Annotated in this window: 19 protein-coding genes; 4 read left to right on the forward strand and 15 right to left on the reverse strand. The window is 35.7% G+C overall.

Features of this window, described 5'->3' with window-relative positions; genetic code table 11:
- The first annotated feature begins 383 nt into the window (after positions 1 to 383).
- Positions 384 to 773: a DUF2614 family zinc ribbon-containing protein gene (locus EYB29_RS08100; protein ID WP_026867198.1), complete on the forward strand. Its 390-nt coding sequence runs from the start codon at positions 384 to 386 to the stop codon at positions 771 to 773.
- Positions 774 to 829: 56 nt separating this feature from the next.
- Here the strand turns inward: EYB29_RS08100 and perR are convergent, their stop codons facing one another.
- From perR to bcp, 3 genes are all read right to left on the reverse strand, one after another.
- Positions 830 to 1,267, reverse strand: coding sequence for a peroxide-responsive transcriptional repressor PerR (perR, locus tag EYB29_RS08105; RefSeq protein ID WP_026867199.1), 438 nt, complete (start codon positions 1,265 to 1,267; stop codon positions 830 to 832).
- 84 nt (positions 1,268 to 1,351) lie between these two features.
- Complete coding sequence (locus EYB29_RS08110; protein WP_026867200.1) at positions 1,352 to 2,284, reverse strand: D-2-hydroxyacid dehydrogenase; 933 nt, start codon at positions 2,282 to 2,284, stop codon at positions 1,352 to 1,354.
- Between the two features lie 3 nt (positions 2,285 to 2,287).
- The gene (gene bcp / locus EYB29_RS08115; protein WP_026867201.1) at positions 2,288 to 2,734 is read right to left on the reverse strand and encodes a thioredoxin-dependent thiol peroxidase; all 447 of its coding nucleotides are present in this window, start codon (positions 2,732 to 2,734) and stop codon (positions 2,288 to 2,290) included.
- Between the two features lie 148 nt (positions 2,735 to 2,882).
- On the opposite strand from bcp, the gene EYB29_RS08120 reads away from it, so the two are divergent.
- Both EYB29_RS08120 and EYB29_RS08125 read left to right on the forward strand, forming a co-directional pair.
- Positions 2,883 to 4,175, forward strand: coding sequence for a glutamate-1-semialdehyde 2,1-aminomutase (locus EYB29_RS08120; RefSeq protein WP_026867202.1), 1,293 nt, complete (start codon positions 2,883 to 2,885; stop codon positions 4,173 to 4,175).
- Between the two features lie 17 nt (positions 4,176 to 4,192).
- Positions 4,193 to 5,302, forward strand: coding sequence for an FUSC family protein (locus EYB29_RS08125; RefSeq protein WP_026867203.1), 1,110 nt, complete (start codon positions 4,193 to 4,195; stop codon positions 5,300 to 5,302).
- Between the two features lie 37 nt (positions 5,303 to 5,339).
- Here the strand turns inward: EYB29_RS08125 and EYB29_RS08130 are convergent, their stop codons facing one another.
- The 4 genes from EYB29_RS08130 to mutY all read right to left on the reverse strand — a co-directional run bounded on the left by EYB29_RS08130 (position 5,340) and on the right by mutY (position 9,382).
- Complete coding sequence (locus EYB29_RS08130) at positions 5,340 to 5,951, reverse strand: DNA-3-methyladenine glycosylase (protein ID WP_035856829.1); 612 nt, start codon at positions 5,949 to 5,951, stop codon at positions 5,340 to 5,342.
- A gap of 8 nt (positions 5,952 to 5,959) precedes the next feature.
- Positions 5,960 to 7,696, reverse strand: coding sequence for an ABC transporter ATP-binding protein (locus EYB29_RS08135; RefSeq protein WP_026867205.1), 1,737 nt, complete (start codon positions 7,694 to 7,696; stop codon positions 5,960 to 5,962).
- A 51-nt stretch (positions 7,697 to 7,747) separates the two neighbouring features.
- Positions 7,748 to 8,284: a nucleoside tri-diphosphate phosphatase gene (gene ntdP, locus EYB29_RS08140; protein WP_026867206.1), complete on the reverse strand. Its 537-nt coding sequence runs from the start codon at positions 8,282 to 8,284 to the stop codon at positions 7,748 to 7,750.
- Between the two features lie 78 nt (positions 8,285 to 8,362).
- A complete protein-coding gene (gene mutY, locus EYB29_RS08145) occupies positions 8,363 to 9,382 on the reverse strand; it encodes an A/G-specific adenine glycosylase (RefSeq protein WP_026867207.1) in 1,020 nt (339 codons plus the stop codon).
- A 26-nt stretch (positions 9,383 to 9,408) separates the two neighbouring features.
- Between mutY and EYB29_RS08150 the strand changes: the two genes are divergently transcribed.
- The gene (locus EYB29_RS08150; protein ID WP_240921851.1) at positions 9,409 to 10,407 is read left to right on the forward strand and encodes a metal-dependent hydrolase; all 999 of its coding nucleotides are present in this window, start codon (positions 9,409 to 9,411) and stop codon (positions 10,405 to 10,407) included.
- A 16-nt stretch (positions 10,408 to 10,423) separates the two neighbouring features.
- Here EYB29_RS08150 and EYB29_RS08155 read toward each other — a convergent pair whose 3' ends face one another.
- From EYB29_RS08155 to EYB29_RS08190, 8 genes are all read right to left on the reverse strand, one after another.
- Positions 10,424 to 11,185, reverse strand: a complete 762-nt coding sequence (locus EYB29_RS08155) for an ABC transporter permease (protein WP_026867209.1) — start codon at positions 11,183 to 11,185, stop codon at positions 10,424 to 10,426.
- Positions 11,186 to 11,194: 9 nt separating this feature from the next.
- Entirely contained in the window at positions 11,195 to 12,682 is a 1,488-nt protein-coding gene (locus tag EYB29_RS08160) for a hypothetical protein (RefSeq protein WP_026867210.1), read from the reverse strand.
- Entirely contained in the window at positions 12,682 to 13,011 is a 330-nt protein-coding gene (locus EYB29_RS08165) for a YfhH family protein (protein ID WP_026867211.1), read from the reverse strand. Before EYB29_RS08165 ends, EYB29_RS08160 begins: the two co-directional genes overlap by 1 nt.
- Complete coding sequence (locus EYB29_RS08170; RefSeq protein WP_026867212.1) at positions 13,001 to 13,771, reverse strand: RecX family transcriptional regulator; 771 nt, start codon at positions 13,769 to 13,771, stop codon at positions 13,001 to 13,003. The genes EYB29_RS08165 and EYB29_RS08170 overlap by 11 nt, the downstream gene beginning before the upstream one ends.
- A gap of 5 nt (positions 13,772 to 13,776) precedes the next feature.
- Positions 13,777 to 14,286 (reverse strand): acyl-CoA thioesterase, encoded by a 510-nt coding sequence (locus EYB29_RS08175; RefSeq protein ID WP_035856873.1) that lies wholly within the window; start codon positions 14,284 to 14,286, stop codon positions 13,777 to 13,779.
- 64 nt (positions 14,287 to 14,350) lie between these two features.
- Positions 14,351 to 14,506, reverse strand: a complete 156-nt coding sequence (locus EYB29_RS08180) for a hypothetical protein (protein ID WP_166627055.1) — start codon at positions 14,504 to 14,506, stop codon at positions 14,351 to 14,353.
- Positions 14,507 to 14,590: 84 nt separating this feature from the next.
- Entirely contained in the window at positions 14,591 to 15,823 is a 1,233-nt protein-coding gene (locus EYB29_RS08185; protein ID WP_026867214.1) for an aminopeptidase, read from the reverse strand.
- An 8-nt stretch (positions 15,824 to 15,831) separates the two neighbouring features.
- The gene (locus EYB29_RS08190; RefSeq protein WP_026867215.1) at positions 15,832 to 16,029 is read right to left on the reverse strand and encodes a DUF1128 family protein; all 198 of its coding nucleotides are present in this window, start codon (positions 16,027 to 16,029) and stop codon (positions 15,832 to 15,834) included.
- Positions 16,030 to 16,107 lie beyond the last annotated feature (78 nt).

The raw sequence follows: 16,107 nt of genomic DNA on the forward strand, positions 1-16,107 counted from the left end.
TAGAAGACTTTTTATTCGGAATTAAACGTTGACATATTGTCATTCAGTTTTCAATGTTCTGTTGAAACTTTATTTCGTATTACTCTTATTACTATACACGGTTGATTTCAAAAATGCAAGTGTTAATTTAACATTTTTTAATCTTTTTTAACACGTTCTTAATTGCGTTTTGCAATCCTTTGTGTTAGGCGCTCTTGAAACAAGCGACTTTTATATAATAACAAGTTGTATGTATTCCGTCAACACTTTTATTAAAAATCTTTAAAAGAATTTTTTAAAGTTCTTTACTTCGCTTAAAAGTTCTTAAATGTTCAAAATGAATACTTGATATATACTATCATATACAGCGATGAAAGTATAGAATAATTTTAGAGGTGACATATATGAGAAAGCCCGGAAACAAAATCCTGCGTATACGCGGCTGGGCTCTAGCACTTATCTTTATTGGTATGGCTGTGATGTATATAGGAATATTCTTTAGAGAAACACCCTGGGCTATGATGATCTTCTTAGTTTTAGGTGTCATTCCGATTATGCTAAGTTTCGTTATTTACTTTTGGGTCGGTATGATTAGTACGAGAACTGTGACTGTCCAGTGCCCAAACTGTGAACGCCATACTAAGATATTAGGTAGAGTTGATTATTGTCAGCATTGTAAAGAACCACTCACCCTTGATAAGGAACTTGAAGGTGAGGCATTCACAACTGACTATAATGTGAAGCACCGCCGTGAGAAAAAGATTGAAGAAATCAGAAACAAAGAAAAAGAATAAGGTCAGTAATAATAAAAACGGGACTACTATTAGTAGTCCCGCTTTTATTTCACCTATTATTTTGTATTGCACTCTGGGCATACACCGTAAATTTCTAAACGGTGATGACTCACTTCATAATCAGTTACTAAACCTGCTAAATGTTCAACTTCTTCCAAAGCAGGATACTGGAAGTCTGTGATCTTGCCGCACTCACTACAGATGATATGATAATGTGGAACCGAATTAAAATCGAATCGACTAGATGAATCTCCATAAGTCAGTTCTTTAACGAGACCAGTCTGTTTAAATAATTTTAAATTATTGTAAACTGTCGCGACACTCATGTTTGGAAATTCGCTAGACAGTGATTGGAATATATCATCAGCAGTAGGATGCACTTCACTCTCAACCAAATAATTGAGCACAGCTTTACGCTGTGGAGTGATTCTTACGCCAGTTTGCTTAAGCGTTTCGAGAGACTCACTGAAATGGTCATGATGATTATCGATCATCTTCATATGACTGATCCTTCCTTCTATATTTATATACTAATAATATTATTGTACTTTGAATGTGAAAAGATTGTCAAATCAATCTTAGTATCCCTTGTCAAATTCCACAACATTAACTAGTGCAGCATCCTTATTAAAACGAGCAAGATTATCTAAAAAGATATCAAAAGCTCTGTATAAATACATGTCTGTTTTAGCTGAACAATGCGGAGTGATAGTTAAATTGTCAAAGCCATATAAGGGGCTATCCTCTGACAATGGCTCTTCATTAAAAACATCAGACGATACATGTGCGATATATCGTTCTCTTAATATCTCTAATAAAGTCTCATCTGTCATTACTGTACCACGGCCAATATTAATGAACATACCATCATCTTTCATAGCCTTAAACGTATCTACTTTTAACAAGCCAGTTGTTTTTTCAGTCGAGGGCAAAACATTCACTAGAATATCTGCGGAGACGACCGCTTCATTTAAATCATCAATTTTATGGGTTTTATCGAAACCTTCAATACTTCGCCCATTAGTATTATAACCATGTGTCTGTACTCCAAAGACTTGTAAAGTTTTCGCTAGATGACTTCCTATATTACCTGTCCCTAGAATATGAGCTTCTTTCCCATATAGCTCCTCAGATCTTGAGTACTTAATCCACTCATTATTTTTTTCTGCCTCTTTTAATGAAGGAAGTTGTTTATAATACTGTAAGATGAGACCAATTGCGAATTCTGTCATCGGTATTTTATGAATACCTGAAGAATTAGTTACAATTGCCTGTTCGAACAAAGCTTTCGGAATCTCATCGACACCAGCACTCATCACGTGAAGCCATTTTACATTTGGAAAATTAGCTGATTCCTCAACTGTTATGTCGCTCCCATAAGTAATGAGTATTTCTGCACCCATTTTCTCTTCACTGGAAAGTTCTTTCATCTTATTGAAGCTATAAGTTACAGATTCAGGTAAACGGTTAATCATTTCATCTTTCAGTCTCACAGTAGAAATAATATTCATAGCTTATCCCTCTTTAAGAAAACTTTTCAGTTCGTCTGCATGTTCTTTTGGTTTTACATCATCAAAACGTTTTAAAATGTTAGAATCTTTGTCAATTACAAACGTCGTACGACTAATCCCATTAAATTCTTTACCAAAGGCTTTCTTCAAACCATAGACCCCAAGTTCATTAGAAAGTTTAAAGTCTTCATCCACAAGTAAGTCAAAGTTTAAGTTATTTTTTTCGATAAAGTTCTTATGTTTTTGTTTAGAATCACCACTAATTCCATATACTGTGACACCTAATTCATTTAAATCTGCCATGCTATCACGCATATCACATGCTTGTGTCGTACAACCTGGCGTGTTGTCTTTCGGATAAAAATATAGCACAGTGGTACCTGTTAACGTGTTATTTGATACGACTTCCCCATCTTGATTTTCTAATTCAAATTCAGGAAATTTCTCCATTTATATTCATCCTTTATATAATGTAATTTGGTATATCTACAATACCCTCTTATATGTTTACTTTAAACCATTCTTGTACCTTAAACAAATAGCTGAATTATGTTATTATATTGAATGAATAAATCTGATGTAAAGTAAGGATGAAAATATGTATAAGCATACGAACTCACAGGCAATGCAAAAAGAAGCCGAAGCAGTAATTCTCGGTGGTGTGAACTCCCCTTCTAGATCTTATAAAGCTGTTGGTGGCGGTGCACCGATTGTGATGGAAAGTGCTGAAGGTGCACATTTCTATGATATTGATGGAAATAAGTATATTGATTATCTCGCGGCCTATGGTCCAATAATTACTGGTCATGGTCACCCTCGAATTCACGAGGCAATCACTGAACAATCTAGTAAAGGTATTCTCTATGGTACAGCAACAACACTTGAAGTTGACTTTGCTAAAAAACTACGAGCAGCTATTCCTTCATTAGAAAGAGTACGCTTCGTGAACTCAGGTACTGAAGCAGTTATGACGACAATAAGAGTGGCGCGTGCCTACACTGGACGGAATAAAATTATAAAATTTGAAGGTTGCTATCATGGCCATTCAGATTTAGTACTCGTTGCTGCGGGTAGTGGTCCTTCACAACTTGGCACTCCAGATTCTGCAGGTGTACCAAAAGGTGTTGCTGAAGATGTCATTACTGTACCCTTCAATAACATAGAAGACTTTAAAACTGCTATCGATCATTTCGGTGATGAAATTGCCGGAGTCTTAGTTGAACCTATCGTAGGAAACTTCGGTATTGTTGAAGCAGAAGAAGGCTTTTTACAAGCAGTCAATGATATTGCACATGACAACGGCTCCTTAGTAATATACGATGAAGTTATTACCGCTTTTCGCTTCTCTTATGGCTCAGCAACAAATCTTGTCGGGGTGACACCTGATTTAACTGCCTTAGGAAAAATTATCGGTGGCGGTACACCAATCGGTGCCTACGGTGGTCGCCTTGATATCATGGAAAAAGTTGCACCACTTGGTGCGGCCTACCAAGCTGGTACTATGGCAGGAAATCCACTTTCTATGGCAGCAGGTATCGCTTGTTTAGAAGTACTCGAGCAAGAAGGTGTTTATGAAGAGCTAGACCGCTTAGGAGCGAAGTTAGAAGATGGCCTTCTTAAACTAATCGATAAGTACCAAGTAAAAGCAAACATTAATCGTCTTGTTGGTGCCTTAACAATATACTTTACAGATGAAACAGTTAAAAATTATAAACAAGCTGAAGCAAGTAACGGTGAATTATTCGCTAAATTCTTTAGAGGTCTAATCAACCGTGGTGTCAATATTGCACCATCTAAATACGAGGCTTGGTTCTTAACGACAGAACATACAGATCAAGATATTGAAGACACTTTAGAGATTGTCGAAGCAGTGTTTAAAAATGACCTTTAGGAGTAGGAGTTGGTGCCATGCGATTTGGTGCTAGAGTATTAAAAACCGGTATAGCTGTCGTTTTAACATTCTTTTTAGCAAATTACATTGGCTTAACACCGGCTTTGATCGCCGGTATCGCCTCTGTTAACGCCTTACAACCCAACGTTTATCGATCATTAGAGACAACTTGGAATCAATTTAGAGGAAACTCCATCGGTGCCATTTCTTCTATCATCATGGTACTACTATTCGGTAGTAACATTTTAATTATCGGATTGACGGTCATTCTCGTCTTGGCAATGCTGTTATTCTTTAAACTCCAAAGTGTATCAACACTTGCAGTCATCACAGTAGTCGCTATTATGGATGTACCGTTCGGTGTCGAGATGGACACAGGTGATTTTCTAGTTGTTGCAGGAACCAGATTCTCTCTCGTAATGATTGGTGTTTTGGTGTCTTTACTTGTTAACCTTGTCTTTATACCACCGCGTTATGAAACTAAGATGTATCACAACTGTTTTAATGTAACGAATGATATTTTTAAATGGATACGTTTAGAATTCAATGCGGTAAGTGAATCTCAAATCGTCAAAAAAGACTTGGCACAACTTCAAACTAGAGTGACAAAACTTGAAACGATGTATTCCTGGTATAAGGAAGAGCGGAACATCTTTAAGAAGCAAAAATTTACACATCACCGTAGAAAAGTGCTATTTAAACACTTGATAGAATCTACCAGACAAACATATAACTTTTTGGATCGTTTAAACAGACATGAAAACGACTACTATCACTTAGATGAAGATTTAAAAAATCATATGCGACTCGAAATGGATGAATTAATGGCCTACCATGAACAAGTATTCATGAAGTTTACAGAGAAAATTAAACCAGAAACGTCTGAAATCTACATTGAAACGACACATCAATATGATGAAAGCCTTATGACACATTTCCTGACTAATTATTCTCGCCTAACTGATGAAAATGATAAGCTTCAATATGAGAACATTTTAGAAGTTATTACTGCCCTACACGAATACTCAAGAGCTGTAGAACGTGTAGACCGCTTAACAAACAGCTTTTTCTCATATCACAATGAAGAAAATAAAATAGACATTCAAGATGAAACTTTAGATATATAAAAAAGAGACGATAAAATCCAAATGGATTTTATCGTCTTTAATATTTCCAACCATTATTTGCTTTGGCCTTACCTCTAAAGCGGCTCACATGCGGATTACCACTAACGATGAAACGGTATAAATAATCGACTGCTTCTTTTTTGTTATCAATACCAATCCTCGGTGTATCTAAAATCTCATCCGGTTTTTTACCTTCATAGATTTTTAAAATATCACTGTTTATATCAATGCCATTATGCGCTTGTCTAGTAATACCTAATGCTTGAGTCAGTTTACCAGGACCATCTGTTAAACCATCACTACGTCCACGCCTGTCCTGCATCGTATCGATACCTCGAGATGGCTCTATACCTCGAATCAATACACCTTCCGGTCGATTATTTGTCGTTACAAAGTTCATACAACTATGCCCATGCATGGTGTATACATAAATATGTCCATAAGGTTTGAACATCATATCATTTTTCTTCGTAACCTTACCTGAAAAAGTGTGTGATGCTCGGTCTTCTAAACCAAGGTAAGCTTCAACTTCAGTAATATATCCAGCTGTGATTTTTCCATCTATATAAGTTACTATCTCTTTTCCAAGTAAATACTTGGCGGCGGCTAAAGTATCATCTTGTAAAAAGTCTAAATTCAAAGTATTCATATAAACACCTATAAGCCCTGGATATCATAAAGATTTCTATAGACTCCACTATGTTTCATCAGTGCGTCGTGACTACCAGACTCAACTATTTCACCATTTTCAACAACAACAATCTTATCAGCATGAGTCACTGTTGATAACCTATGCGCTACGATAAGTGTCGTTCTATTACTTGATAGTTCTTCAATTGTTTCTTGGATAATACTCTCACTTTCGAGATCTAGTGCACTTGTTGCTTCATCTAAAATCAGGATTGGAGGATTTTTCAGGAATACCCGGGCGATTGCAATTCTCTGTTTCTGACCGCCAGAAAGTTTAACTCCGCGTTCACCAACTGTAGTATCATAACCTTCTTCTAGATTCATGATAAATTCATGAGCATTCGCTCTTTTCGCAGCCAAGATCACTTCCTCATCCGTTGCACCAGGTTTAGCCAGTAGGATATTTTCTTTTATAGAATCCGAGAACAAGATATTGTCCTGCATGACAATACCTAGATTATCTCTTAAAGATCGTACCGTTACATCTCTTACATCCTGTCCATCGACTTCGATGCTTCCTTCAGTCACGTCATAGAATCTTGGAATTAATGATACTAAGGTGGACTTACCGCCTCCACTCATACCCACAAAGGCAACCGTTTGTCCAATCAATATATCTAAATTGATGTTATTTAAAATCGTTTGATCATTTTCTTCATATTGGAAAGAGACGTCTTTTAAGCTAATATGACCTTTCACATCACCAATCGGCTTCGCTCCCGCTTCATCTTTTACATCGTATGGTACATCAAATAGTTGGAATACCCTATCCATAGATGCCACACTCTGTGTTAGTGCTGTTGAAGATGAGACAAGTCGACGTAATGGCCCGTATAGTCTTTCTAAATAGGCAACAAATGCAGCAAGGATACCGACTGAAAGTTGATCATTCAATACTAGGAATGTACCGTATCCGACAACTAATAATGGACCAATATCTGTAATAGTGTTAACCACCATGAAACTGTAAGCTGTCCATCTTGAGTGGTCTAGTGCTTTTGTTAAGAAATTATTGTTGGTCTTATCGAATCGCTTTTCTTCATGATCTTCGATTGCAAAACTTTTTACAACATTAATCCCTTGCACTCTTTCATGTAGAAATCCTTGTACTTCTGCTAGTGCTTGCGAACGATTTCTTGTTTTTGCTCTTAATCGTCCAAAGAAGAACCAAACACCAAAAATATAGAATGGGAAGATGGCAATTGAAGCAAAGGTTAATTCAATATTTAAGTTAAACATAATAATTAAGGCAATAATAATTGTCACTAAATCTAGCCAGACGTTCATTAAGCCTGTCATTATAAAGTCCTTAGTCTGCTCAACATCATTGATGACTCTTGAAATGACTTCTCCCACTTTATTGTTGGCATAGAATTTTGCACTTAACATCTGGAGGTGCCCATATAATTTTTTTCTGATATCATATAAAATCTTATTACTCGTGCGCTGTGCCAAGTACTGTCTGAGAAATTCTACAGGTGGTCTTAACACTATAAAAATCACAGCGAATACTAAGAGAACTTGGATGAGCATCGTCATACGCTCATCATAAGCAAGTCCTTCAGCGAGTATAATGTCATCAATTGCATACGCTACAAATAACGGAATAAGTAAAGGAATTCCGAATTTAAGAATCCCTATAACAATCGTCAAAGCAATGATGCCATAGTAAGGCTGAACGAACTTCATATACCTTCTAATCATTAAAGTGCCTCCCTTAAGATAGTAAAACCAATCAGTGCTTTCACCGATTGGTTAATGTTCATTATTAAAACGATGGTGCCAAACCTTTATAAAATCTGGAGCAAAAGGCCCTTTTTTTCTTTCAATCCACTGTTGCAGTTCGTCGACGTTGAATTTTAAAATGCGGTCAATATCATCAGAATAGTTCATTCTACTTCGGTGAACTTTATATTCATCTTCGTCTAAAAGATGATATTTACCATCTGGGTAGACCTTGATATCTAAATCATAATCGATGTACTTAATTGCTTCATCATCAGCAACATATGGAGAAGAGAGATTACAGTAATAATACACACCGTCTTCTCTAAACATACAGATGACATTGAACCAATAATCTTTATGAAAGTAAACAATTGCAGGTTCTCTTGTCACCCACTTTCGTCCATCACTTTCTGTGACGAGCGTCCTGTTATTACCTCCGATAACGACGTGATCTGTACCTTTTAAAATCGTCGTTTCGCTCCAAACGCGGTGGATGCTCCCATCATGCTTATAGCTTTGAATCCTCATTTTTGTTCCTTCTAAAGGAATGGATTCCTTCACCATAATAACCCCACCACCTTTATTATTTACGTAAATAGTATAGCATAGCAAAATACTTATTAAAAATTTATAGACTAGGATTTATTCATCTATAAACTTCATCATCTTTTGCATTGCCACACTCATCGGTAAGTTTTTCACCTCATCTAATGGAACAAAATCTGAATGACGATCTGTCGTTCTAATGATATAGCCATCCATGTACCAGACTTTATGTGTGAAGACATGTTTGTGTTCACCGATGGGGCCTTTTGGCTGACTGAGCTGGATTTGGTATTGTTCTTCTAAAGATTCTATGGAAGTATCTACGTCAAAGCGTGGTAACTCATACATGCCTTTTAATAAATCATCTTCTTGTTTAAAGAGTAAAATTTCATTCTTATTGTTCAGAATGTAGTACACATTGTAATAATATTCTTTTTTAGTTTTCGCTTTTTTCTTCACAGGATAAGCCATTACCTCACCTTTTTTATAAGCTTCACAATGGGCCTGTACTGGACATACAACGCACTTAGGTGTGCGCGGTGTGCAAATAGTCGCTCCAAGTTCCATCAAAGCTTGATTAAAGTCACCCGCTTCTAATGGCATATCACTTTCTATATCTCTTTTAATATCTTTTTGCACGCTAACTTTTGTTGTGTCCCGGTTGTCACGATTTAATCTTGTCATCACTCTGAGCACATTGCCATCTACTGCGGCAAGTTGATTATTAAAAGCTATACTTTGTACTGCACCACCGATATATGGACCTACACCTTTTAAGCTAAAAAAATCTTCGGGTCGATTCGGTACTTTAGAATCATATAGACTTTGTACTTCTTTAATTGCATGGTGAAAATTTCGAATTCTATTATAGTAACCTAGGCCTTCCCAATCTTTTAATAAGTCTTGTTCGTCAGCATTGGCAAGGGCATCTAGAGTTTCATATTTTGTTATAAATTTATTAAAATAGGGTATAACAGTAATGACTTGAGTTTGTTGTAACATAACCTCACTCAGCCAAATTTTATAGGGATCGCTCGTCTGTCGCCAAGGTAGCTCCCTTTTATTTGCATGATACCAAGCGAGTAATGTATCATTAAAAACTGATCTTTTTAACATGTAAACATCCTTAATAAATTATTAAAATGCAGAAATTGAATGGAAGTGGAATGATGGATACTTTAACACATACCCTGATGGGTGGTACGATAGTTGGTCTTGCACAAATAGACCCAAATATCGACCCCGTTTCAGCAGGGTTTATTACGACTGTCGTCGGTGCTTCGTTAATTCCAGACATCGATACTTTAATGAAACTTAAAAATAATGCCATTTATATTAAACACCATCGTGGTATTACCCATTCTCTACCTTTTACTGTATTAATTTGGCCATTATTGCTGGCAATTTTAAGCAGTACCTTATTCGGCCTGCCTTTTATAAATATGTACTTTTGGTCACTTTTTGGCGTCTTCCTTCATGTTTTTTCAGACATTTTCAATGCCTATGGTACACAGGCGCTCAGGCCTTTTAACCACACTTGGATTCAGCTCGGATACATCAACACTATAGATATACCTATTATCATAATGCATGCCTTGTATTTTATCCTGTGGTTCGTCGGTTTTAATCCAGTCATGCTGTTTATTATTTTATATGGTGTATTAGTATTGTACTACATCACCCGTTTTACCTATCAAAAATATTTAATCCAAAAAATTATAAAACAAATTCCTGATAGAGACATCAGTAGAGTATTCTGTATGCCAACCATACGATTTAATGAGTGGAGAGTGGTAGTAATTTCAGCAGATTACTACTATGTTGGTCGGACTTTTAAAGGTCAAATTGTATTTTACGATCGCTTTGAAAAAGTGAAACCACTTGAAGGTGAATTATTTGAAGCTGTAAAAGATGATGAAAACTTTAAATCCTTTACTTTCTTCTCCTCTATTTATAGACATGAGGTTAAAGATATTGACCATAATACAATTGAGGTGCGTTATATAGACCTTAGATATTTAAAAGATGGTCATTATCCATTCGTTTGTATCATGCTATTAGACAAAGATGATTTTGATGTTCAATCCTCTTATACAGGTTGGGTTTTCACTGAAAATAAACTCCAACAAAAATTATCGTAACATAAAGCCAGCATGCCTATTTTTCAGGCATGCTGGTTTTATCATTATATAATTGTATTTTCATTTTTCCATAAGCCTCAAACACCCACAAGTATAATATCGCGACTTGGGTAAAGTACAGTACATCGTATGGCAAACGATTAATTGACCATGCTTGATGTACCGTATTATTTTGCAATCCATTAATTACATAGTAAAAGGGATTTAAACTCAATATATTTTCAAGAATCCCTGGAAGTTGTTCTGGTAAGTAAAACACAGGTACAACGAGCAACACAATTAGGAACAAGATTGGATTAATCTTGGTCGTATTAATGTGCATTGATACGCCTAAAAACAACATAGTGAATGGTATCGTCAAAATTACACCTAGTAAGATGTAATATATTAACGAGAAGATATTTAATAGCCAATCATCAATAAAGAGTGCAGTTATCGCACTATACATCGTTAAAAATATAATAAAGATTATAGTTTGATAAACCATGACAGGTAATATTCTTAAATATAATGGAATGTAGTTCACTTTTAGAATTGAACCTTTAACGTAAGCATCATTTTTATTTAAAATTACCATACTAAAAACCCATACTGTAGACATGAAACCAGTCATCCCATACAAGAGCCGAATCATAGTTTGGGATTCTAGGAACATAAACCCAACAATCATACCGACAAGTCCGACTAAGTAAATAATTAATGGTGTAAGATTTAACAAGGTAAACCTATCCGCCTGTCGGAATACTCTTCTTAGCAAATATTTGAATCTGTAATCCATCTCAGGCACCTACCTTATTATATAGTTCCATTTATTAGTCGTACTATCGTAAATCATAAAGCCACCATCAACTCTAAAAATTGTAACTTCCGAAGATAAATTCATATCTTCTACAATTGGATTATTTTCAACCCCATCAAATTCCATAGAAAATACTGTTTGCCCTTGGAAGTGATAAATAATAGGTATTCCTGCAACCTTACCTGAATTCTCATCCAGACTGTCAAAAGTAATATTTTGTTCTAAGAATTCCCTATCTCCATTTAAGTAATTAGAATAGAATAGATAGTTATCTTGGATAACCGGTGCAGTGTACTGAAGTAACTCCATGAAATCAGCTTCAGTATAGAGACTCGCTGGATTAAAATAAACAACCTCATCACGATTCACAGTCTCTTCTATACCATTATGATTTATTGTATAGGTCTCTTCAGTCGAATCTGTGACTTCTATGAGTGTAAATGGTGGTAAAGTTTCACCATTTAAATTTAGTCCTTCATTATCAACAAAAGCATATGCGAGTCGATCTGTCGTTTCGCCTTCTGTAAAATTCTCATTCTCTTCTGTAAATGTTGGTGTTTCTGATACGAAAGTAATATTCATGAAAATCACCAATGCAGCAACAATCATAACGAAGGTAATGACTAGGCTGACAATAATCTTTTGAATATTGACATTATCTAGAACAGATGCCTGTTGTTTACCTAAACGTTTAAAGTTTTCATTATATTTTTCATCTTCATATACTCGTCTTTTCCAGTCTAAGTCAAAGAGGGCTTCTTGCTCTATATTTTTTACCTTACTTTTTTCTTTTAAGTATTTGTTATAGGCTTCCTTTCCACCCTCTACACTGCCCTCATACCGTATTTGTCCATAGCTTATCCAAGTGAAATAATTCGCCATTTTTTCAATTGGTTCTATGGCAGTTTCTAAAAGCAGAATGCCGCGTTTACTGTTCTCGTGCATATTAACGACACTTCTGAACTTGTCCAAATCTTCAAGATCTTTATGAAAGTTGTTGTAAATAATCACATCAGCCTCAATAAGTGCTGACAACTCTAGTAGGACGTGAGATAACTGTTTACGCGTCAATTCATTGACTTTCTTATCTAAATTATTTCGGATAATTGCTTTAACTTGTAAGCGGTCAAGTGTCTTAGTAAAAGCCTTACCGCTCATATATTCTTCAAGCAGTTCTTCAATGAAAAACGATAATTTAAACGGATTCGTTAGATGATCATCTACATCTAAACTTAGGATACTACCATTACGAGTTATTTTACCTTCTTTAAGGTCCAGTGTGCCACTTAGCGTTTCTTTAATATAGAACAGAGTATCTGGACTACTCAGAAGTCCAAGGACCTCTCCCTCATAGAGATGAATATTTACGTCCTTTAAATAAATATCTCCTGCATTGCCAAGCATGCGAGTTTTAAAGTCTGAAGCTTCTTTGCTATAGGTTAAATCGATCCCTTTTAATAGTACTTTATTTTTCATTAGCCAACCTTTTTAGGCAATTGTAGCATGCTAACTGGGATACCAGTTTCCTTTTCATCACCATTGACAAAAAAGCCCCAAGCAAAAATGCCCTTGACATACTCGACTTTAAAATAGTGATCTTCTTGGCTAATCACCTTATATATTTTCCCTTTTTCAATAAGAGATAAATCGATTAAATAGCACTCTGCAATGATTACCTGACGCTCTAGTACACGGTACTCATTTTCAACACCCATCATTTCAGCACGTCTCATCTTTTCGCGCTTAGTTTGTATATAATGGTTTAGTTCCTTTCTTGTCATTTGACCGAGAGATTCATTCATCATCTATTCCGCCTAACTTTTCACTGATTTTATCATAAGGGTAACCTTTACTCATCATTGCTGCAATCATTTTCTGTTTTAGCTTATAGCCACTTTCTTTTCTTTGATACTTATTATAATATTTTTCAAAGTCTTTCTCAAAATAATGTTCCTCATCAAAATCATCATCAAATATAATCATTTCCATATGATGCTTTTGATATCCCCTTTGGATTAATTTCTCCTGCAGCTTTTGTTTAAACTGCATGTATGAGCCACGGTGAGATTTGAGGAATTTATGCTTCAATTTATTCATTCGTTCAGCATCGATTAAATCATCAAAATAAGCTTTCTCTCTCATGATAATATCTTCTTCGATACCTTGTTTTTTCAATTCACGAACAAGGTGTCCTGGACCTTTATCTGTTGTATTTAACAAGGTATTTCTAAATGCCACTGCATATTGATCATCGTTTAAGTATCCTTCATTAGTCAATCGATTGATTGTCTCTTTAACAATATCGTTATCAAAATCCTCAATTAAATAATAATACATCTCTTGGATTGACCTTAGCTTGTAACTGATAAATTTTAGTCCCTTTGTATAGGCCTGATCGAATTGAATACTTGTTGTCAGTGCTTCAAATTCATCTTCTTCTATCACTTTACCTGGTATGAGCATGTACCTTACAAGTGATTCTTCATGTACTTTTAAAGTGCGTCCGTCATCAAAATACACCTGGTACATTTCTTTTTTCTGTTTGACTATACGTCTAATTTCCACTTAAATCACTCCAATAAATCAGAAGCGAAAAAACTGCTTAATGACTTACTTTGTTCTTTTCTTTGAAGTCGACGTTCCGACCGCTCTCTACCGGTGTCTTTCAGCCACTGCAAACGGTCATTATCCGCTTCAATTTTAGGAACTTCCACCTTATTATTGTCATCATCAAGTGCGACGAAAGTTAAGAAAGAAAATGCTGCAAGTTCCTTACCAGATTCACGTGTTAAATCTTCTTTTGAAATCTTGACCATGACTTCCATAGAACTACGTCCTGTGGAAGTTACCATAGCTTCTAAAATAACAATTTCGCCGACATTGATTGGCTTTAAAAAATCCATTGAATCTATAGAAGCTGTGACGACACTCTCCCTACAATGTCGTCTTGCACTGATTGCTGCAATATCATCTACATATTGTAACAACCTACCACCGAACAATGTACCATGTGAATTTGAATCTGGTGGTAGGACATTAGCAGTTTTTACTGCATAGGATTCTGACATTAGTTTTTTCATGATTTTCCCCTTTCATTAAACGACAAAAATAGAGGAGATTCGCATCTCCTCTAACTTTAAAAGCTTATATTTTACGTTCCAGCGCTTCTTCTGGCGTATCCACAACAATTGCATCTTTACTGTGGAATGCCTGTGCTAGGAAATAATATAGCACTGCTGCAAAGCCGAGAATAGCAAACATGAATGATAATACTATTAAGAGCATGAGCCAACTGCTCATAGTACCCCTCCTCTAATAAAATGTTACATAATTTAATTACTTAAATTGTATCATATATTAAAACACAATGGTGCTTAAAATTTATTAAAAGGCCCAGTTTCCTTGACTAAATACCGGTGTCTCATTTCCTTCATTATCTACACCATAGATATTTAAGTCTTTAGAACCAATCATGAAGTCAACATGGGTTATAGAGTCATTGAGTCCGACCGCATCCAGCTCATCACGAGACATCTCCTTACCGCCTTGAACAGAGAAAGCATAAGCACTACCTAAAGCAATGTGACATGATGCATTTTCATCGAATAAGGTATTAAAGAAAAGAATACCTTTATTTGAAATAGGAGAATCATCAGGTACAAGTGCAACTTCACCTAATCTTCTCGCACCTTCGTCAGTGTCCATAATATTCTTAAGGATTTCGTAACCTTTTTTTGCCTCATATTCGATAACTTCGCCATCTTTAAATGTTAATTTGAAATCATCAATGATATTTCCACCATGACTCAGCGGTAGAGTGTTTGATACATAACCATCTACTCTGTTCTTATCTGGTGCGGTAAAGACTTCTTCAGTGGGCATGTTCGCCATAAAAGAATCTCCATTTGAATCAGTACTTGATGCACCAGCCCAGAGGTGATTTTGTGGTAAGCCAATAGTTAAATTTGTACCAGGTGCTTCATAGCGTAAGGCAGTAAATTGTTTATCATTTAAATAATCAACCTTTTCATGAAGCGTCTTATCGTGCTCGGTCCAAGCTTGAACTGGATTATCGACGTCTGCACGAACGGTATATAGAATCAATTCTAACAATCGATTTACTGCTTCATTGTCACTTAAATCAGGGTAAACTAATCTCGCCCACTCAACTGAGGGATAGCCTGCAACACACCAAGAATGGTAATCACTTTGTGTACGTGCAGAGAATTCTTTGAATGCCTTACCTTGTGCAACTTGCATTGCCATTAATTTTTCTGGCTCGACATCTTTTAATAGCTCTGGTGAGCTTGAAATAATACTTAAAAATCCGGCTTTCTCATCGCTATAGTACATACGTTCAGCGACATCAAACTCATGTACGGTCGCTAAACTTTCTTTGTCTTTATAAGTCGCACTCAGTCTTGAGAGTGTATCATCACCTAATGAGACTCTGACATCTTTTGATCCACGTTCATAAGCAATTTTAGTCACTAAACGCACAAGTGGTAAAGCGTCCGAAGTTGCTCTAATAAATAGTTTTTTACCTTCAGTTACATTAATACCAACATCTACTAGAAGCTCTGCATACTTGTATAACTTATCTTCTAAATTAGTCATGATTTCCCCTACTTTCTCATTTTAGATAATTCTTCAATTACAGCAGATTGTTCAGCCGCTGAAATTTGCTTACGCGACTGTAACATTTTTTTAATATCGTTAAGCTCAGTCAACTTATCATCACTGTAATCTTCAGCTTTGAATATGCCTTTATTCACCACATTTAAGTGTTCTACTATATCGCTTAATATTTCTTCTTTGTTCATATTAATCCCCTTTCCATACTCACCTACTATATTATCAAACATTAAATTAAATATATATTATCTTAACAAGGTAATAAA

This window comes from Jeotgalicoccus sp. S0W5 (assembly GCF_011634875.1).
Taxonomy (GTDB): Bacteria; Bacillota; Bacilli; order Staphylococcales; family Salinicoccaceae; genus Jeotgalicoccus; species Jeotgalicoccus marinus.